Annotated in this window: 18 protein-coding genes and 1 pseudogene; 12 read left to right on the top strand and 7 right to left on the bottom strand. The window is 36.2% G+C overall.

The window, feature by feature from the left end:
- From QWY88_RS03595 to QWY88_RS03610, 4 genes and pseudogenes are all read right to left on the bottom strand, one after another.
- Positions 1-170 (bottom strand): annotated as a pseudogene (locus QWY88_RS03595) (ammonium transporter); the annotation flags it as partial.
- Between the two features lie 156 nt (positions 171-326).
- Positions 327-2540, bottom strand: a complete 2214-nt coding sequence (gene purL / locus QWY88_RS03600; RefSeq protein ID WP_304544177.1) for a phosphoribosylformylglycinamidine synthase subunit PurL — start codon at positions 2538-2540, stop codon at positions 327-329.
- A 63-nt stretch (positions 2541-2603) separates the two neighbouring features.
- A complete protein-coding gene (locus tag QWY88_RS03605; RefSeq protein WP_304544179.1) occupies positions 2604-3128 on the bottom strand; it encodes a GreA/GreB family elongation factor in 525 nt (174 codons plus the stop codon).
- A 3-nt stretch (positions 3129-3131) separates the two neighbouring features.
- Positions 3132-3458 carry a hypothetical protein gene (locus tag QWY88_RS03610; RefSeq protein WP_304544180.1) on the bottom strand — a complete coding sequence of 109 codons (327 nt, stop codon included), beginning with the start codon at positions 3456-3458 and terminating at the stop codon, positions 3132-3134.
- Positions 3459-3593: 135 nt separating this feature from the next.
- Here QWY88_RS03610 and QWY88_RS03615 point away from each other — a divergent pair, with 135 nt between their 5' ends.
- The 9 genes from QWY88_RS03615 to QWY88_RS03655 all read left to right on the top strand — a co-directional run bounded on the left by QWY88_RS03615 (position 3594) and on the right by QWY88_RS03655 (position 13760).
- Complete coding sequence (locus QWY88_RS03615; RefSeq protein WP_304544182.1) at positions 3594-4394, top strand: HDOD domain-containing protein; 801 nt, start codon at positions 3594-3596, stop codon at positions 4392-4394.
- Between the two features lie 16 nt (positions 4395-4410).
- Complete coding sequence (locus tag QWY88_RS03620; RefSeq protein WP_304544184.1) at positions 4411-6345, top strand: RNB domain-containing ribonuclease; 1935 nt, start codon at positions 4411-4413, stop codon at positions 6343-6345.
- Positions 6338-7300, top strand: a complete 963-nt coding sequence (holA, locus tag QWY88_RS03625; protein WP_304544186.1) for a DNA polymerase III subunit delta — start codon at positions 6338-6340, stop codon at positions 7298-7300. The genes QWY88_RS03620 and holA overlap by 8 nt, the downstream gene beginning before the upstream one ends.
- Before the next feature lie 61 nt (positions 7301-7361).
- Positions 7362-7763: a Fur family transcriptional regulator gene (locus tag QWY88_RS03630; protein ID WP_304544188.1), complete on the top strand. Its 402-nt coding sequence runs from the start codon at positions 7362-7364 to the stop codon at positions 7761-7763.
- Positions 7764-7834: 71 nt separating this feature from the next.
- Entirely contained in the window at positions 7835-8761 is a 927-nt protein-coding gene (locus QWY88_RS03635; protein ID WP_304544190.1) for a ribose-phosphate pyrophosphokinase, read from the top strand.
- Between the two features lie 9 nt (positions 8762-8770).
- A complete protein-coding gene (gene lepA, locus QWY88_RS03640) occupies positions 8771-10561 on the top strand; it encodes a translation elongation factor 4 (RefSeq protein ID WP_304544192.1) in 1791 nt (596 codons plus the stop codon).
- Positions 10562-10571: 10 nt separating this feature from the next.
- Entirely contained in the window at positions 10572-11132 is a 561-nt protein-coding gene (locus tag QWY88_RS03645) for a phosphoribosyltransferase family protein (RefSeq protein ID WP_304544193.1), read from the top strand.
- A 70-nt stretch (positions 11133-11202) separates the two neighbouring features.
- Positions 11203-11670 (top strand): thioredoxin domain-containing protein, encoded by a 468-nt coding sequence (locus QWY88_RS03650; protein WP_304544195.1) that lies wholly within the window; start codon positions 11203-11205, stop codon positions 11668-11670.
- A gap of 8 nt (positions 11671-11678) precedes the next feature.
- On the top strand, positions 11679-13760 hold the full coding sequence (locus QWY88_RS03655; RefSeq protein ID WP_304544197.1) for an RND transporter family protein: 2082 nt from the start codon (positions 11679-11681) through the stop codon (positions 13758-13760).
- On the opposite strand, the gene QWY88_RS03660 is transcribed toward QWY88_RS03655, so the two are convergent.
- Positions 13757-15757, bottom strand: coding sequence for a translocation/assembly module TamB domain-containing protein (locus QWY88_RS03660; protein WP_304544199.1), 2001 nt, complete (start codon positions 15755-15757; stop codon positions 13757-13759). The two genes, QWY88_RS03655 and QWY88_RS03660, sit on opposite strands and share 4 nt — an antisense overlap.
- Positions 15758-15935: 178 nt before the next feature.
- Between QWY88_RS03660 and grpE the strand changes: the two genes are divergently transcribed.
- From grpE to QWY88_RS03675, 3 genes are all read left to right on the top strand, one after another.
- Positions 15936-16487, top strand: coding sequence for a nucleotide exchange factor GrpE (gene grpE, locus QWY88_RS03665; protein WP_304544201.1), 552 nt, complete (start codon positions 15936-15938; stop codon positions 16485-16487).
- 116 nt (positions 16488-16603) lie between these two features.
- Positions 16604-18490, top strand: a complete 1887-nt coding sequence (gene dnaK / locus QWY88_RS03670) for a molecular chaperone DnaK (protein WP_304544203.1) — start codon at positions 16604-16606, stop codon at positions 18488-18490.
- 287 nt (positions 18491-18777) lie between these two features.
- Complete coding sequence (locus QWY88_RS03675) at positions 18778-19341, top strand: putative metalloprotease CJM1_0395 family protein (RefSeq protein WP_304544205.1); 564 nt, start codon at positions 18778-18780, stop codon at positions 19339-19341.
- Positions 19342-19596: 255 nt separating this feature from the next.
- Here the strand turns inward: QWY88_RS03675 and QWY88_RS03680 are convergent, their stop codons facing one another.
- Both QWY88_RS03680 and QWY88_RS03685 read right to left on the bottom strand, forming a co-directional pair.
- On the bottom strand, positions 19597-20316 hold the full coding sequence (locus QWY88_RS03680; RefSeq protein WP_304544208.1) for a DUF4395 domain-containing protein: 720 nt from the start codon (positions 20314-20316) through the stop codon (positions 19597-19599).
- Positions 20317-20326: 10 nt separating this feature from the next.
- On the bottom strand, positions 20327-20833 hold the full coding sequence (locus tag QWY88_RS03685) for a nitrous oxide reductase accessory protein NosL (RefSeq protein ID WP_304544211.1): 507 nt from the start codon (positions 20831-20833) through the stop codon (positions 20327-20329).
- Positions 20834-20918: the final 85 nt, after the last annotated feature.

A 20918-nucleotide genomic window follows, 5' to 3' on the forward strand; every position in this document is an offset into this window, starting at 1 on the left:
CTTCTTGTCATACCTGCATAAAAAAGCGCCAACCCTGCCGGTGTCATTAGTAATACTAATGCAGCTGATACCATCATCCACGCTGTATCACCTGTATCTAATTTCGGCGCATCCTCTGCTAACGCCAAAGTCGGTAATGCGAACAACATCGCTACTAGCCATCTCTTCATGTTAATCCTTCGAAATAATGTAGAAAAATTATATACCTTTTCAAAGTGATTGATGACAAAAAACTGATTATTTTTTAGGCAGTTAATTTGATTAATAATTAATCAAAAAGTGAGTGAAAATTAAGGGAAAGTCTGTAGAGAGGGAGTATGGAGAGACTATAAATCTCTCTCAATTACTCTTTTAAATGTGTTGAAGTAGTTGTCTTTAAGTAGTTCCATGCTCATTGAAACGTCATTGATTCTGATTGTATCTCCACCAACTGTACCGATTTTCTCACATGCAAGACCGTTTAACTCAGCTTCAAAAGCAGCTGCATTCTCAGGTTTTACAGATACGATAGCACGGCTGAAAGACTCAGCAAAGATATCTCTTTCATCTATAACACTCATGTTTACATCACATCCAAGACCTGATGTTGCTGCCATTTTAGCTAACGCAATCGCAACACCACCGCTTGAAGCATCTTTTGCACACTCTAATAAGTGTTTTTTATTCGCTTCAATTACTAAGTCCCAAAGAGCAAGCTCTTTTTTGTAGTCGATCTCAGGAAGAGTTCCGGCAACAGTGCCACAGATCTCTTTCATATATAATGAACCACCGAATTCACTTTTTGACTCACCAACTAGATAAAGGATATCACCTTCATTTTGGAAGTTTGAAAGAAGTACATTGTTTTGGTCATCGTTTACACCAACAGTTGCAATTGATGGAGTTGGGAAAACAGATACACCATTTGTTTCATTATATAGTGAAACGTTTCCACCGATAACTGGAGTAGTAAGTTCAGCACACGCTTCTTTAATACCTAAACAACCTTCACCGAATTGCCACATAACTTCCGGATTTTCAGGGTTACCGTAGTTAAGACAGTCAGTAATCGCAAGCGGTCTTGCACCCGACATTGCAACATTTCTACCAGACTCAATTACAGCAGCAGCTCCACCGCCACGAGGATCAATGAAACAGTAACGTACATTACAGTCAGCCGACATAGCTAAAGCACGACCGTTTTCTTTTACACGGATTACAGATGCATCAAGCTCTCCACCTTTTTTTACCGTGTTTGTTTGTACCATAGAATCGTATTGAGTATAGATCCAAGATTTATCTACAACTTCCATAGATTTTGTAAGCTTTTCAAACGCTTCTTGATTTGATACTTTTGCAAAATCATTAATAGTAGTATCTTTGATCTCATCTAAGTAAGCCGGTTTTTTCATTGGACGGTTCAGCTCAGGTGCTTCTTCTGAAACAGGATCAACAGGAACCTCAGCAACTTTTTCACCGTGCCAGAATAGTTCCATATTTCCAGTAGCTGTTACCTCACCGATTACAGCAGCATCAAGATCCCATTTTTCAAAAATCTTGATAATTTCTGCTTCACTCCCTTTTTTAGCACAAAGAAGCATACGCTCTTGAGATTCAGAAAGCATAAAGTCGTATGGAGTCATTCCCTCTTCACGAGCAGGAACTTTATCTAGATGCATGATCATACCTGAACCTGAACGCCCAGCCATCTCAAATGAAGAAGATGTAAGACCTGCAGCACCCATATCTTGAATACCAACAACGTGATCAGTTTTGAAAAGCTCTAAACACGCTTCAAGAAGAAGTTTCTCAGTAAACGGATCTCCAACTTGAACAGTAGGACGAAGAGATTTTGACTCTTCAGTAAAAGAATCTGAACTCATAACAGCCCCACCAAGACCGTCACGACCAGTTTTTGCACCAACGTAAAGTACAGGATTTCCAATACCTTCTGCACGACCATAGAAGATCTCATCAGATTTTGCAAGACCTAATGTAAAGGCATTTACCAGAATGTTTCCGTTATAACACTCATCGAAACTAGTCTCACCACCGATAGTCGGTACACCCATACAGTTACCGTATCCACCGATCCCTTCAGTTACACCACGTACTAAATATCTTTGGTGTTTTGAGATATCATCATCATTTAATACATTACCAAATCTTAGTGCATTTAAGTTTGCAACAGGACGAGCACCCATTGTGAAAACGTCACGCATAATACCACCAACACCAGTTGCAGCACCTTGGTACGGTTCAATAAAACTTGGGTGATTGTGTGATTCCATTTTAAATACAGCAGCATATCCATCACCGATGTCGATAACTCCGGCATTTTCACCTGGACCCTGGATAACCCACGGTGCTTTAGTAGGGAAACCTTTTAGGTGCACTTTTGAAGATTTGTATGAACAGTGTTCAGACCACATTGCTGAAAAAATACCAAGTTCTACAAGATTTGGTTCACGACCTAAAATCTCTTTTATATGTGTATAGTCATCTTGGCTTAACTTGTGATTTGCAAGTTGTTGATCTATATCAGGTAATTGTTGGCTCACGGATAGTTCCTAAAATTTTAGTTTTTAAACGTGGATTATATCTAAAATCTTCTAAATATTATTTTAATGGAAAGAGAACTCTTTTTTTGTTCGAATATTTTTTTTAAGTGAAAAGATATTAATGTATTCAATCTTCTCAATCTCATACTCTTTAACACCCTTAGGAAGTTTTACTTTAAAATCATCACCCTCTTCTTTACCAATCATAGCACGTGCTAGAGGGGAATGGATCGAGATCAAACCGTTTTCTATTTCACTCTCTAACACACCGCACAGAGTATATACTTCCTCTTCATCGGTATCTATGTTTATAATTGTAACCGTACTTCCAAATGAAACTTTTAGATGAGGATGGAGTGAAGGGTCTATCACATTTGCGGATTTTATCATCTTGTCAAGATAAAAAAGTCTTTTATCGATAAAACGAAGTTTCTCTTTAGCGGCTTGGTAGTCTGCATTTTCACTTCTATCTCCAAGTGCGGCAGCTACCCTTTTCTCTTCTGCAGTTTTGGGTTTTTCAATCTCTAGTAGAAATTTAAACTCTTCTACCAGAAGATCATACCCTTCTAAACTCATAGGTTCTGTCATAATTTAGTGGTGGAATCCTAAAATATAGTACGTTTCTTTTTGAGGAATTTTTTCAAGCTTAACTTTATACTTATCGCTGAAATGTTTTACTTTTTGATGTGCTTCTTCTACCAATTCATTAGAATCAGATTCGATTTTAATCTTTAAGTAATCTTTTGAGTTTGAGAGTGCTACATAGGCATTGTTCACTTTTAAATGATCGTGTAAGTCCATAATATGCTTCTCAATTTTTGCATAATCTTTTGTATTATTTTTTATCTTTTCAAACTGTTCAATCAATGTTTGATTTGGTGCATATCCTAACTGTATTAGCATCGCATCATTTTGCATATTTTGTCTCCATATTTTAGTAATTTGTTTTAAACAAAAATCATAACAGCTTTTTGTAAATATTCAGTGTGATTTTATATATTAGTTATATAATTATACAATTACAATAATTCTAAAAGAAGAGAGTCTAGCCTTATGACTGAAGCAATTTTAAAAAAGATTAAACAACTGCCGCCACTTCCGGAATCTGCTATGCAAATAGAAGCAGTGTATCAAAATCCGGATAGTACTTTTAACGACATGGTAAAGATCTTGGAAAAGGATCCTCTTTTAACTGCAGATATCTTAAAAGCAGCAAACTCTCCACTATACGGTTTTTCACGTGAGATCAATGCTATCTCTCAAGCTGTAGGACTTTTTGGGATGGGGACTGTTCGTGGTTTTGCTTTGGCATCGATTGTAAAGAAAAGCTTTCCTCTTGATTTATCTCCGTACGGAATCTCTAACGAGATGTTCTCTACTCTTTCAAAAAAACAACACGCACTTGTAACTGCATGGTGTTTAAGAAAAGAAAACAAACTTATGGGTGTTTTATCTCCTGCGGCTTTTTTAGTTGAGATTGGAAAAGTTCTTATAGCTCAACAAATTATTGCTGAATCAAAACAGGGAGAATTTCGTGAGGCTCTTGAGAAATTAAAAGATGTTGAAGAAGCTGAGAAAGAGGTTGTGGGTGCAGATACTCCAGAAGTTAGTTCTTTAATCTTCAGCCAATGGAAATTTGAATCAAGCCTTGTTGATGTAATCGCACACTGTGAAGATCCTGAAAAAGCGGAAGATGAAGATACAAAACGTGCAGCAAAAATTCTTCATGTTGTTCGTGTATCGGTACCTATGAACGGTGTTGTTACAGAGGAAAGTATCGCAGCAGCAAAAGAGTTAATCGCAAAATATGAACTTGATTTAGAAAGCTATGAAACAGCTATAGAAAATCTATAGAAAAAGATCTTACAACTTGAAATCTCTACTCATTAAGCTCACTCATGGATTGAGTGAGCAAGATACCACTGAACACGAACTCCAGCTCATTAAAGAATGGGTTGCAAAAAACTACCTCACATACAAAGACAATGTTTACAAATTTCATTCTAAATATCGTGCAGGAACTTTGGGACTTATCCAAAACAACACAGCATACCTGCATGTTATCGGTGAAAATGTAAAAGATTTATATATAGAGGAGATCGGTGTAGCCACAGAGGGTGATCTCATTATTGCAAAAAGATTGCTTGGCAAGCGTGGAACTCCCGCTGCAGTTATCGCTGAAATTGTAGGGCGTGAGCAAACCTACTCTATCGGTTACATTATAGAAAAGTACGGTCACAGATCGTTAGTAGATTTAAAAAGCGAGCATCCTGTCGGAGCAGAACTTAGCGAAGAGGAATTAAACAACCACAATCTAGGGGACCTTTTTAAAATAGACAACTTCGAAAATAAAGTGATTGAATTTCTTGGTAACCTTGATGATCCTTTAGTAGATGAGAAGATCGTACTTGCTCAGTTCAATAAGCATGACGAATTCGATGAAGAGGTTTTAAAACTTGCAAAATCATTTCCTGAGGTAGATGCTTCAAAATATCCAAAGAGAAAAGATCTCAGAGCATTACCTTTTTCTACAATCGATCCCGTTACCGCAAAAGACTTTGATGATGCCATCTGCTGGGATGATGCAAACTCTACTCTTTATGTAGCGATCGCAGATGTAAGTGAGTATGTAAAACCGTTCGGTCCAATAGATGATGAAGCGATATACAGAAGTTTTTCTATCTACCTGCCTCATCGTTCGATCCCGATGTTACCACGTGAACTAAGTGAAACTTTATGTTCACTCCAACCCCATAAAGACAGACTCTCTTATGTATTTCAGATGCAACTCGATCGTGAATCTTTAGAGGTTGTACACTCTGAGGTTTATGAGGCTATTATCCATTCAAAAAGAAGATTTAACTATGAAGAGATAGACCTCTTTTTTGAAGGGAAGCTCAAACCACAAAACAGTGATGAAGAAGAGGTTTTAGATGCGATCTCTAAACTCAAGCCTATTACCGATGCACTGCGTGAAAAGAGATTGAAAATCGGATTTGACTTTAGATCAAGCGAGATAGAGATGAAGATCGATGAACAGCACCATATTCTCTCAACACATGAAGCTGAGGAGACTCCGTCACACTCTTTGATCGAAGATTGTATGCTTTTAGCAAATAAAGAAGCTGCTGCACGTTATGACCGCGGTATTTTCAGGATTCACGAACCGCCTAGTCAGGCAAAACTGCAGGTACTTTATCAAGAGTTATCCTCTATCGGTATTCAGATAGAGATGAAAGATACGGTCAAAGAGACTATTGAGTTCATTCAAGAGCAAGCTAGAGACTTAAATCTTGAAAGTGAAGTGGATACACTGATCATCCGTGCACAGATGCAGGCACGTTATGCACCTATGAACTATGGACACTTTGGACTGGGATTTGAGCGCTATACACATTTTACATCTCCGATTAGAAGATATAGTGACCTGATTGTACACCGTTTACTCAAAGCTATCAATGCAGGTGATACCGCTGAGGGCTCTTACGTTCTTAGAAATATAGAATCTCTTTCAATGGCGATCAGTGAAAAAGAGCGTGAGGCAAGCACTATCGAGATAGAGTTTATGGCTCGTAAATATGCACGCTGGGCAAATGAGAACATAGGTAAAGAGTTTAAAGCAAAAATTTCGGCAACCGATCCTGAGCTTAGAGGTGAACTTAAAGATGAGATCGTTGGTGCGAAACTGCAACTCACTGCACACGATAATTTTGTTCTCTTTGAAGATGTCATTGTCAGAATCGATAAAGTTGATATTGCACGGGCGAAAATCTTTGCAACTGTTGTAAGAAGAGTTGATGTATAAAGCAGAGTTTGACAAACATATTCAAAGTAAAAGTGTCTCAAACGCCTTAGTCTTTTTTGGAGAGAGTGCTTTTTTAATAGATATGTACACTAAAATGATGACTAACATCGAGGATGCAAATACTCTTACATATTATTATGACGAGTATGACTTCAACTCTGCAAAAGCGCATCTTTCACAAGCGTCACTCTTTGGCGATCGCAATATTTTGATCATTAAGAGTGAAAAGAAAGTCAATAAAAAAGATCTTGAAACACTCATTGCACTGTGTGAAAAAAATCCAGATAATGTTTTTGTGTATGCTTACTACGGAAGCGATCATAAAACATATACAAAAGCGTTTGCAAAAACACAAGCGATGAGTGTAAGGTTTTTCAATCCAAAAGAGTATGAAGCGCAAAATATCATTCTCAACCTTGCTCAGCAAAAAAACGTCAATATAGATAAATATAGTGTATCCCATCTTCTTAATACTCATAATGCAGATGTAGCGCTTGCAGCCAATGAGCTTGACAAACTCGCAGTTTTCGATCGTGAAATTACCACTAAAGACATAGATAACATCGTATATGGTTTGGGGGAGATAAATCTTGAAGATTTTATGAAAAAACTTTTAGAAAAACGGGATATTACCGAAGATCTTCAAAACATACTCGAACACGGTGAAGATGAGATTCGTATTCTCACTACACTTACATCTTATATTACCCAGCTCTATATGTTCAATATCTATATCCGAGTTAACGGTGCACCCAATGCCCTTGATATTTTAGGCTACCCTGCTCCAAAATTTGTAGTTGATGCAAAAGCGAACCAATCAATTAAGATAAAGCCGCCTGTATATTATAAACTTCACGAGCTTCTTTTAGAGAGTGAACTTCAGATGAAAAGCACCCATACCGACAAAGGTGCTATTTTACGCTCTACCCTTATCCGTTTCCAAAAGATACTTTAAAAAAAATTATAATTAAAATATAAGGATTCTCCTTTAATAATTGGTGTTGTATAATATAAACATGGAAAATTATACAGAACTGTTAAGAGCTCATCATCTAAAAGCGACTCCTCAACGTATCGAGATCGCAAATGCTTTGATGCTCAATGGGCACTTAACTATAGAAAAACTCTATGATATATTGTTAAAGAAGTTCAATTCTATATCTTTGGCGACGATCTATAAAAATATAAATATTATGATCGAAAATGCCTTTATACAAGAGGTAAAACTTCCAAATGCCAAATCTGTCTATGAACTTACAAAAGAGGCACACTCACATTTAGTATGTGAAAAATGTGGAGAGGTAGAAGATATCCATTTAGATCTTTCTCCTATTCATGAGTTCGATCTCAGCCATACAAATTTTAAAGTCAATAAAGTTGATATGGTTTTATCCGGACTTTGCAAAAACTGCCAGTAATTTTTTGCTTTTAACATCCTCTTAGAACTCTTGCAGTATAATCACGTAATAATTTTTTCAAAAGGTAACTTATGCGTGGTTATAAAATTTTTGCTGGTACTGCAAGTGTCGATTTTGCTAAAGAGATCTGTTCTGTTTTAGATGTGCCGTTGGCAAAAGCTGATGTTAAAAAGTTTAGTGATGGTGAGATCTCAGTACAAATTTCTGAGTCTGTTCGTGGTCGTGATGTTTTCATTGTACAATCAACTGGTGCTCCATCTAATGACAACTTAATGGAACTTCTAATTATGACAGATGCACTTCGCCGCTCTTCAGCTTCAAGTATCACTGCTGTTGTTCCATACTATGGATATGCAAGACAAGATCGTAAAGCTGCTCCAAGGGTTCCTATTACTGCAAAACTAGTTGCAGACATGTATCAAACTGCGGGTATCGACAGAGTTGTAACAATCGACTTACACGCTGGACAAATTCAAGGATTCTTTGACATTCCGGTTGATAACCTCTACGGAAGTATCACTTTTGAACAATACATTAAGTCTAAAAACCTTAAAAACCCTATTATCGCTTCTCCGGACATCGGTGGGGTTGCTCGTGCTAGATACTTTGCAAGCAGAATGGGCTTAGAGATGGTTATCGTTGATAAACGTCGTGAAAAAGCAAACGAGAGTGAAGTTATGAACATTATCGGTGATGTTACAGATAAAGATGTAATTATGATCGACGATATGGTTGATACTGCAGGAACTATGGTAAAAGCTGCAACTGCACTTAAAAACAAAGGTGCTGCTTCTGTAATGGCATGTGCAACTCACGGTGTACTTAGCGGAAAAGCATACGATAATCTTTCAAACGGTGAACTTGATGAGCTTATCATTACAAATACACTAGAGACAAAACAACATAATAAAATTAAAGTTTTAACAGTAGCTCCGCTATTCGCTGAAGTAATCCGTAGAGTTTACCACAACGAAAGTGTTAACAGCCTGTTTATGTAGAGGAAAACCTTGGAAAATATTAGAAACTTTTCTATTATCGCACATATTGATCACGGTAAAAGTACACTAGCAGATAGAATTATCCAAGAGTGTGGAGCTGTAAGTGAAAGAGAGCTTAGCTCACAGATGATGGATACTATGGATATTGAGCAAGAGCGTGGTATCACGATCAAAGCACAATCTGTTAGACTTGACTATGTAAAAGACGGTGAGCACTATATCCTTAACCTTATAGACACTCCGGGCCACGTTGACTTCTCTTACGAGGTAAGTAAATCACTGGCATCATCTGACGGTGCACTTTTAATCGTTGATGCTGCACAAGGTGTTGAAGCACAAACAATTGCAAATGTTTACCTTGCACTTGATAATGACCTTGAACTTATTCCAGTTATCAATAAGATAGATTTACCTGCAGCTGAACCTGAACGTGTAGCTGAAGAGATTGAAACTTCGATCGGAATCGATGCAACAGATGCTGTACTTGTAAGTGCGAAAACAGGTATAGGTATCCGTGAATTAATTGACGCTATTGTTGAGCGTGTACCGGCACCTGTGGGTGATCCAAATGCGACAACAAAAGCTATCATTTACGATTCTTGGTTCGATACATACCTTGGTGCACTTGCACTGGTTCGTGTATTTGACGGAGAGATTTCAAAAGGTCAGACAATTAAACTTATGAGTAGTGGTGAAGAGCATCAAGTTCTTGATCTTATGTATCCACACCCTAAGAAAAAGATCAAAACACAAGCTATCAAGTCTGGTGAGATTGGTATTGTTGTTCTAGGTCTTAAAGAGGTAAGTGTTGTAAGTGTAGGTGATACTATCACAGATGCTAAAAACCCGACTGCAGAGCCTGTTGGGAATTATGAACCGGCAAAACCGTTTGTATTTGCGGGACTTTATCCAATCGATACAGATAAATTTGAAGATCTTCGTGATGCACTCGATAAGTTAAAACTAAACGATTCCTCTTTATCTTATGAGCCTGAAACATCAGTGGCTCTAGGGTTTGGTTTCCGTGTAGGTTTCCTTGGAATGCTCCATATGGAAGTTATCAAAGAGAGACTTGAGCGTGAATACGGTCTTGATTTGATTGCGACTGCACCATCTGTTGTGTATCATGTTTATCTGACAGACGGTTCAAACATAGAGGTACAAAACCCATCAGAACTGCCACCTGTTCAGAAGATAGATCATATTGAAGAGCCGTATGTACGTGCGACAGTAATTACTCCGAGCGAATACCTTGGAAATATTATTACTCTGTTAGTTTCTAAACGCGGGAACCAAACAAAGATGACTTACCTTAATGAAGACAGGGTAATGCTTGAGTATGAGATTCCGATGAATGAGATCGTAATGGATTTTTACGATACATTAAAATCTATCTCAAAAGGGTATGCTTCTTTTGATTATGAGCCGATCGATTTTAAAGAGGGTGACCTTGTTAAACTAGATATCAAAGTTGCGGGAGAAGCTGTAGATGCTCTAAGTGTTATCGTACCGAGAACACAAGCACTTCCACGCGGACGTGCACTTGTAAAGAACATGAAAGAGTTAATTCCTCGTCAACTTTTTGAAGTTGCCGTTCAAGCTTCTCTTGGAAGTCAGGTTATTGCTCGTGAAACTGTAAAATCTACAGGTAAAAACGTTACTGCCAAATGTTACGGTGGTGATATTACCCGTAAAAGAAAGCTTCTTGAAAAACAAAAAGCTGGTAAAAAGCGTATGAAAGCTATCGGAAAAGTACAACTTCCTCAAGAAGCTTTTATGTCAGTTCTGAAAATGGACTAAAATGCGCTGTATGATGTGTGAGAGTTTTTCTTACACTCATATCTGCAAATCGTGTCAACAAAAATTTCTCCAACCCTCTCTCTATAAAAGAACTCTTCACAATAATATTCAGCTCCTATCTTTTTACAAATATAATGAGATCAAAGAACTGCTCCACACAAAACATACAGATGTGGGTTACCATATCTACAATATCTTGGCAAAACATTCATTTGCCAAATTTGCAGAGGAGCTTCATACAAAAGAGAACTATATATCTATCCCCATAGATGACCAAGTAACAAGCGGATACTCCCATACTGCCATTCTCAATAAACATCTCAACTCTTACAATATCAAACCTATGTTTAATAAACTAAGAGCAAAAAACAGTGTATCTTATTCCGGAAAGTCTAAGTATTTCAGAGAAAACAATCCAAGAGATTTTGAACTAAAAAATTTTCAAGGGGATAAAATTATATTGGTAGACGATATCGTGACCACGGGTTTAACAATGAAACAAGCAATAGACTTAATTGGCCACAACAGAGTCGCTCTAGCCCTTAGTCTTGTGGATATCAGTCAAAAGTAATTTTCCCTTCTGATTAAAAAACATACAATTTTGTAATGTGAGTGTAATAAATAATTGTTATAATTCTCCTATGATTAAAACGATAATATTTACGATTTTATTAGCAGTTTATCTCAATGCTTCTGAAACTCTGCAGCAGAAACCTTTAACTTATGAAACCTCTATTTCACTTTTAAAAAGTATAGAGAATGACGGGATAATTTACGGTAAAGGGAAGCTTTTAGTCTATGTTTTTTTAGATCCTCTATGCCCATACTCACGTAAGTTTATCTCTATGGTTTCACAAAACCCTAAAATGTTATTAAAATATCGTTACTGTATCTATCTTTACAGTATTCCCCGCCTTCATTCAACGGATGCGGTATCAGCCGTTTATCTCTCTAAAAAACCTATAGATACCCTACTGAAGATCATGATAGAAAAACAAACAATAAGTGCTGTCGGTACTCCTCTCTCAAATCAAAGAGTACAAAGGATTGCAACTATAGCCAAAAAGATGAATGTTAATAAACGTCCCTTTTTAATTATTCAAAAGTGAGTTCTTAGATGTACTACCATACACCAAATATAAATAGATATGTTGATCAAGTTGTAAAATATCGAAAACCTATTATAGTTTTCTATTTTCTACTTGCAGCACTGCTCGCATTTTTATATCAACCGAAATTTCTCTCTTCCGATGAGCTGTTTTGGTTAAAAGATTCCAAAGAGCTCAAAAAAACGAACGCTCAACAGTTTGATACATATGATCTCTCAAAACTCATAATCCATATAAATCATTTCGATGAAAACTCCCTAGAAAAGTTAAAAAATCTTCACAAACAACTTCTAGCACTCCAAGGGGTTACAAAAGTATCTTCCCTTTTTAGCAACGACTTTATTGAGACAAAAAAAGATGATGGTTCAGAGATGGTTGTAGTTGTTAACTCTACAGACTTAGATACTTTACACCTTAAAAAGATGGTAAAAGAGGTGCATAACGACTACTGTAATGTTGTAGATGAAGATTTTCAAACATTTTACTTTTTTATCCGTACCCAAAAAGCAATCGATCTAAGTAGTTTAGATATTCCCGGAGAGTATGAATATATAGCTGTCACTCATGAGATCAACTGGCAGGTGATGTTTCTCTACGCATTTATTTTCATGCTCGTTACATTGATTGTTTTTCGTTTGCTCTTTCGTAACTATCTCGCTGCTATCGGAGGAATGATACTTGTCGCACTTTCAACGATCTTAACATTCACCACTATCATAATGGTTACAAATATCTATACTATTCATGTAACGATGCCTTTTATCACCATCAGTATCGCTTTAGTTGATTTTCTATACTTTTATTACAGATGGCATGTATCTCAATACAAAACGAACAAAGTGAATGCCCTGCGAAAAATGTTAAACCGCAGTATGGTTCCGGCAATGTGGACCTCTGTTTTAACAGCACTTGGACTTGGTAGTTTAGTATTTATCGATTCTGATATTATCAGACTTCTGAGTCTCAGTGTAATCATCTCCTCGATCATAGGGTATCTGTTAAACTTAACGTTTTTACCTGCATATGTAAGCCACTTTGAACTCAAACACACGCATGTTCCCTATGCAAAACTAGGATACCTTCTTGCATCGAATGAACTGCACTATTCGAAAAAGTATCTCTACAGCTTTTTAACCGTTACCTATCTGCTTCTTATAAGCGGCGGATATCTGATCTATTCAAAAAGCAATAACCTCTTTAAACTCCCTGTCAAAAACGAGCAAATTGAACTCAAAGTACCCTATAGAGAGATCGATCTAAACCTCATCCACTCTGTAGAAAAATTCAGTAACGATCTCCAAGAGAGATTTGAAGATGAACTCGGAGATATAAACTCACTTGCAACTGCTATAGAGAATCTAAACAATGCGAATACCCAAACAGATGAGCTTGATGAGGAGGCACTGCTGCAAGCTCTTTTTTATATGGACCTCTATAATTTGAGCGATAAATATTTTGATGAAAGTGCAATTAACATCGAGATTAATCTTTTTGATATCAATAAGCTTGAACTTCTGGAATGGCTTGTAAACTACAAAGGGATAGAACTCTATTTCATAGACAATAAAACACTGCTTGGTATCTCTAAGTATAGTCAAACACTTCTACTTGCGACGTCACTTTTTTCAGCCCTTGTTATTATCGGGCTTATCACAGGATGGATTTTTAGATCAATTGGGATGGTCTTTGTCGGTTTTACCATTAATGTTATCCCAATACTATGGTTTGGAATTATCATCTCACTGCTAAGCATCCCTCTGAGTTTGGAGATGCTTATTGCCATGACTATATCTTTGGGACTTGCTTCAGATGCAACAATTCACTTTGCCTTTAAATACTTCCGTTTGAGATATTTTGGACGCAGCCAAAAACATACACTTGAAAAAGTATTTTTCTATGCGGGTATTCCGGTTATCATAGGTTCTGCTGTACTCATTTTAGTATTTGCATCTTTATACTTTTCACAGATCCACTCACTCCAACTTATCGGAACATATAGTGCGATTTTAATTCTGCTCTCTTTACTGACAGACCTTTTCGTTCTGCCGGTAATGCTGCTGTTTGTAGATAAGTTTCAAACTGAGCGTTAAAAAAGCTTTTTAAAGAGTTTGTTCACCTCTTTATTGATCACTTTTTTCGCCTCGTCTTTTATGAGTGCGCTTGCATCTACTTGCACTTTAGGAGAATTAACATCTCCTTGTAATTTAACATAAAGCGGTGGATTGTTATTTGCAATAATCGTTACTTTTGAATCTATCTGTTTTGTTTTAGAGTTCAGTTTTGTATCTGTTGTTTTGATCGAAGATCTGTTTGATTTGAGATCAAGCGAAGCTACAATATTCTCTTTCTTAATTTTAGCGTTAAGATCACCGAAGAATTTTTGTTTATATAGATCTATTTTTGCATACTGCTTTGTTAAATCTAAAGCTTGGTTTTTCATAAACAACCCATCTTTTAATTTTGCATCACAGGTACCGCTTGCCGTTGCCAAATTGTACTTAACTGTTGCATCTACCGCTGATTTAAACAATTTCGGATAGATCAACATATCTAACACCTCTAAAGTATCCATATTTGAAAGATTCGCTACAAAATCATCGTTATGAAGTTTTGCATCTAATTTTCCTCCCGCAATGTTACTATAAGCGCTAAAATCTAAATCTTTTCCTTTTTTCACTTCACCGTTTGCAAGTATAGAACCTTTTAAATGACGTTCAGTTACAAAGAAGAACTTGTCTAGATCGTGAACTTTTACCTTGTAGTCACTATTGAGAGAATTGTCTTTCAGATTAAATCTGGCACGTTTTAGATCTAGATTTGCAAGATTTGAATTTAGATCTAGTTTCGTATCAACTAGAGTACCTTCTAATGTCGTAAAAGTTGTAGCATTAAAAGTTGTACGAGGCATAAGTGTCTTGAACTCATGTGTTTTACTGAGATATTTAGAATCAAGTACACCCTCGCTAATTACTGTTTTTACACTACCTTTTAAATTTTTCATATCCAAACTGCTCAAAGATGCACTCAGATCAAACGTAGCATCTGCATAATGGGGTTGTTTTAGCATATATAGAAGTTTTTGTAGTTTAAGATGTTGGATCGAAGCCTGGAGCGTTTTTGGTGCAAACTCTTTTAGCACTGCCTGAAAACTTGTGTTTGAGCCCGCAATGTCAGTTTTGCCTTTTATTTTCATCTGCTCTTTTGAGCCTTTTACATCACCGCTTAGTTTTAGATTTCCTCTGATATCTGCATTTGTAACCGGTTTTAATACTGCAAGTTCCTCAACATCCAGTGCATATTTTAGATCAAGTGTTAAGGGCTGGGGAACTACTTTTCCATCTGAAGATATTTTTACCAGATTTGAATTTAGCAGGTAGTTGTAAACGATCTCATCCCCTTGGAGTTTTGCATCTAACTTCATTTTAAAATCAGTTTGTGGGATCGTAATATTAAAATCTTTTTTCATCACATTAGAGTTTAGTTTCCCGTTTAATGTAATTAGTGTTATATCTCCGTCTAGTTGATGCGGAGTTATGTTTTTAAAGTTAAGGTCCAAGTTAATGACTGCACTTGCATATGCAGGTTTATTTACCATATATAGAAGTGTTTTAAGATCCGCTTTTTCGATTTTAGCGATGATTGCACTTGGATTAAACTCATTTAATTTCACATAATATGTAGTGTCACTTTTTCCAAGATCACTTTTTCCGTTGATCTCAAGAAGTTCTTTATCCCCTACTACTGTTCCGTCTGTAAAAAAAGAACCGTTTAACTTTGTTTGCAGCAGGTACTCTAAACTGGCCAAATCTTTTAGATCAACCATATAGTTCAAATCTAGTGACTGAGAGAAAAGCGAATAGTTCCCTTTTACAGATATAGTGTTGTTTTGAGGGAGCCATATCATTAGCTCAATTTCACTCATACTTAATCTGAATGTTCCTACTTTAGCATTTAAATGTGCCTTTGTATTTATTTGCTCTTCCAATATAGGCTTGACTATCGAGTTTCCAAAACTTGTAAACGCAAGGGTATAGACACTTGCCAAGAGTAGAAGTACTACTCCTATAATCCACTTTAATAACTTCATCATAACTCCAAAATTTTATATATAATGATACATTAATTGATATAATAGACCAAACGGCAAACTTGACATAACTAGACTAAACTTTATTTATATAATTTTTATAAGATACTACTTGACATTATTACACTCAATATGTATAATAGTGTCATCTTTTGAGAAAAGGAGAGTATAAATAATTATGTCTGAAGAAAAAAAAGATACACAAAATGAAGAATTAGAAGAGAGTTTAGAAGAGTTAAATGAAGAAGCTCAAGCTGATGCTGAAGCTGTTGACAATGAACTTGATCTATTACAAAACGAATTAACAACATTAAAAGATAAATATGCACGTGTTCATGCTGATTTTGAAAATATCAAAAAAAGATTAGAGCGTGAAAAATATACAGCCGTTGAATATGCGAACGAAAAATTTGCAAAAGATATGGTACCTGTTATAGATTCATTAGAGGGTGCTTTAAAATCTGTACAAACAGATGCAGATAAAGCAGAGCTTTTCGATAAGCTAAAAGAGGGAATTGAATTAACACATAAGCAATTTTTAACTTCACTTGAAAAGCATGGGGTAACAATGGTATCACACGATGAACCGTTTGATCCAAATATCCATAATGCTATCCAAAGTGTAGACAGTGAAGATGTTGAGAGTGGGCAAATTGTTCAAACTTTCCAAACTGGTTACAAATATAAAGAAAGACCGCTTCGCGAAGCGATGGTAGTCGTAGCGAATTAATTTCGCACAATGCAACAAAAGTTGCAAAACATATTTTTGAAACATCGTACAATGACGGTGTTAAAAATAAATAGTTTTAATCAATATAGAAAAAAAATAAATTAAAAGGAAAAAAAATGAGCAAAGTAATTGGTATAGATTTAGGTACAACAAACTCTTGTGTAGCTGTTTACGAAGGTGGTGAAGCAAAAGTTATCCCAAATGCAGAGGGGAAAAACACAACTCCATCAGTTGTAGCATTTACAGATAAAGGTGAAGTTTTAGTAGGTGATCCTGCAAAACGTCAAGCTATCACAAACCCTGAAAAAACAATCTCTTCTGTTAAGAGAATTATGGGTCTTATGATGAACGAAGAAAACGCTAAAAAAGCGCATGACAAAGTTACTTATAAGATCGTAGACAAAGACGGTATGGCTGCTGTTGATGTTGCTGGAAAAGTTTACACTCCGCAAGAGATTTCAGCTAAGATCCTTACAAAACTAAAAGAGGATGCTGAATCTTACTTAGGTGAAAAAGTTACAGATGCTGTTATTACTGTTCCTGCTTACTTCAATGATGCACAAAGAAAAGCGACTAAAGATGCTGGTACAATCGCAGGACTTAACGTTCTTCGTATCATCAATGAGCCGACTGCTTCTGCACTTGCATACGGACTTGACAGCAAAAACGATGAAAACGTTTTAGTATACGACCTTGGTGGTGGTACATTTGACGTTACAACATTAGAGATCTCTGACGGAACTTTCGAAGTTCTTTCAACTGATGGTAATGCATTCCTTGGTGGTGACGACTTCGATAACAAGATCGTTGACTTCTTAAACGATGAGTTCAAATCTTCACACGGAATTGATCTTAAAAATGACAAGATGGCATTACAACGTTTAAAAGATGCTGCTGAAAATGCTAAAAAAGAGTTATCTTCAGCTACTGAGACTGAGATCAACTTACCGTTCATCACTATGACTGAAGCTGGTCCACAACACTTAGTTGTAAAACTGACTCGTGCTAAATTTGAGGGTATGATTGACGGTCTTGTTAAAGAGACTATGGATCACATCACAACAGCTATGAAAGATGCTGATTTAGATAAAGGTGAGATCAAAGAGATCATCATGGTTGGTGGTTCTACTCGTGTTCCATTAGCACAACAAAAAGTAAGTGAATACTTCGGTGGAAAAGACCTTAACAAAGGTGTAAACCCGGATGAAGTTGTTGCTGCGGGTGCTGCTATTCAAGGTGGTGTTTTAAGAGGTGACGTTAAAGATGTTCTTTTACTAGATGTTACTCCGTTATCACTTGGTATTGAAACTCTTGGTGGTGTTGCAACTAAAGTTATTGAAAAAGGTACTACGATTCCTGTTAAGAAATCTCAAGTATTCTCAACTGCTGAAGACAACCAACCTGCAGTTTCAATTAACGTAGTTCAAGGTGAGCGTGAGTTCGCTAAAGACAACAAATCTTTAGGTTTATTTGAACTTGGTGATATCCCTGCAGCTCCACGCGGTGTACCACAAATTGAAGTAACTTTTGATATCGATGCAAATGGTATCTTAACTGTTAGCTCAACTGATAAAGGTACTGGTAAATCTCAATCAATCACAATCTCTGGTTCATCTGGACTAAGTGAAGAAGAGATTGAGAAAATGGTTCAAGATGCTGAAGCTCACAAAGCTGAAGACTCTAAAAGAAAAGAGTTAGTTGAACTTAAAAACCAAGCAGATGCACTTATCGCTCAAACTGAAAAATCAATGACAGAGATGGGTGATAAACTTGATGCTGAAGAAAAAGCTAAAATCGTAGCTGCTATAGATGCTCTTAAAGAGACTCTAAAAGATGAAAATGCTACTAAAGAGCAAATCGAAGAGAAAGTAAAAGCTCTTACAGAAGCAAGTCACAAAATGGCTGAGCAAATGTATAAACAAGAGCAAGAAGGTGCACAAGGCGGCGCTGATGCTTCTAAGAAAAAAGACGATGACGACGTTATCGACGCTGAAATCGAATAATCTTTAATCTTACTTTTTAATTTTAAAACGGTTGTCTTTATGACAATCGTTTTTATCTCCAAATATACACTTTCTATTTTTATAAATCCGAGTCAAAAATATACTAAATAATACTGTTGTAAAAATTCCACTAAAAACAGCTTGCGCTATAAGCCCTTGTGAATAAAATACTATTGTCAGGATAATACCTATAATTGAGAATACAAAACAGATGGGAATCTCCTTATCAAATATACTAAAATAATATCAAAGTCTATTTTAAAAGAGAGCGTGTTACAATTTTTATTATGCAAATAGGTTCAAATAACTCTTACAATACAATTGGTGCAAATGTTTATCAACAATCTCAAAACACTAATAAAGAGGATAAAAAAGAATCATCTACGCAAAAAGACTCAAAATCATCAAATAATAACCTACTAAAACTAGATGCTTCAGAGCAACAGCAAGTTAATAAACTTCAAGCCAGAGATAGTGAGGTACGTGCACATGAGGCTGCACATAAGGCAGCAGGTGGTGGACTTGCAGGTTCTGCATCCTTTTCTTACCAAAAAGGGCCTGATGGTAAAATGTATGCTATTGGTGGTGAGGTTCCAATCTCTTTTAAAGAGGGTTCCACTCCACAAGAGACTATAACAAACGCCAGACAAGTAGTTGCTGCTGCAATGGCACCCGCAAACCCAAGTCCGCAAGATTACTCGGTCGCTTCATCTGCACGAATGGTAGAGATGCAAGCGCAGCAAGAACTTGTTAAAGAGCTACAAGATAAACTCAATGCCAAAGATGCTTATAGTTCCAATCAAGCATCAAATTCTCAAAATAATACTCAAAACTTAGATATTGCTATATAAATAATCAATTTTGTGAACACAATTTGCTTATAATATATTGTTTTACTTTTGTAAAAATCAATACTAAGGATCTGTCATGAACCATGTTTATGCTGAAGTTGCTCTTTTTAGTGCCCATAATCCTAAGGTGAACCCTAACATAGTATTTTTAAAAATGGTGAAAGTTAATTTACGGCTTGATGATAAAGGGGGTTGATCCAATCATCTTGGTATCAATCTGTAGTTATCACTCCCTAAAAGGGAGTGGTTGTATTTTTAAAACTCTTCCTCATCGAATTCTGCCATATCTTTTTCATACTGCATCTGTTCTAGTGCCTCATCTGACATGAAAAGCTCTTTCATTTTTTTCACAAAAATAGTTCTGTCTTTTAACTCTGTAAAGTATGCATACGTTCCATATAACGCACCCACTATTGTCACAATTAAAATTATCTTTTGCAGTGGGTTAAACTTTTGTACATCCTCTTTTACTCTAAACTCACATACACCGCCCGGGCAATGTGTCGCTTTTTCTTTCATAAACAGATTAAACATTTTACACCCTATACAGATTGAAAATGCAGCTTCAAAAAAGAGTAAAAACATACAAATTAAACACACTAATACTTTTAGCGGATTTGGCTCAAAACTAATCACCAGATAATAAAACATCGGTACTGCTATGATAAAACCAAGTCCCCATGCAAAACGCTTTTGTGTTGCACCTACATATTCAGGTGTTTGATTTTGTACAAAAAAGCGTCCCACCATTAAGCTAGGTGCATAGCGAGGGTTTAGTATTCTAATTAAAAAATCTATAGTAAAAAAAGTGATGAAATACTTTGAAAATACTGCTGTTTGAAGCATAACACCGTTTGTTAAACCGATAAATGCTCCTACAAAAAGTAAAGCTGCCGCAGCTCTAGCTTCACGCTCGTTAAGTACTCTTACTTCATATCCTGGAACTTTTTCTCCATATTCCGGTAAAAACCCCATCTATGTCCTTCTACTGAAAATCTTTTTGTGCCTCTTTTAAAGCACCGTTAAAATCCATGATCTCTCCACCATGTTTTTTCTGAAATTGTTTTGCCGCTTCCAAAGTACTGAAACCGTATTTACTCACACGGCTCATAGTCCCTCTTACATTGCTTCCAACTACATAGTAAGCTTCAAGCACAGGAATAGGCTTTAGAGTAGTTACATTGATAACTTGTGGATTTTTCAACTCTACACCTTGATTTAAATGATCAGCCAGACAGTGAATAGAGCAGTACTGATATTTACGATTTGCATCCTCTGCAATATAGCCAGTTTTATAAAACTTCACTAGATTCATACCACATAAATGACAGTGATATTTTTCTTTCCCTTCTTGTACCAGTACAGCATCTTTTTCACTTACTGACTGAAACATAGCTTTTGGTTTTGGATGTGCCTTGTGTGTCATCTCAGATTTTTGACTACAACCTGCGAATCCTATTAAAAACAGCGCTAAAATTATATTTTTCAACATATCAATTTTCCTTCTATATAATATCAATTTCAATAAAATTGTAACTTTTTATCATTACAATTATATTAAATCAATCAAAAAGGGA

Origin of the sequence: Sulfurimonas sp. hsl 1-7 (genome assembly GCF_030577135.1) — a bacterium.
Taxonomy (GTDB): domain Bacteria; phylum Campylobacterota; class Campylobacteria; order Campylobacterales; family Sulfurimonadaceae; genus Sulfurimonas; species Sulfurimonas microaerophilus.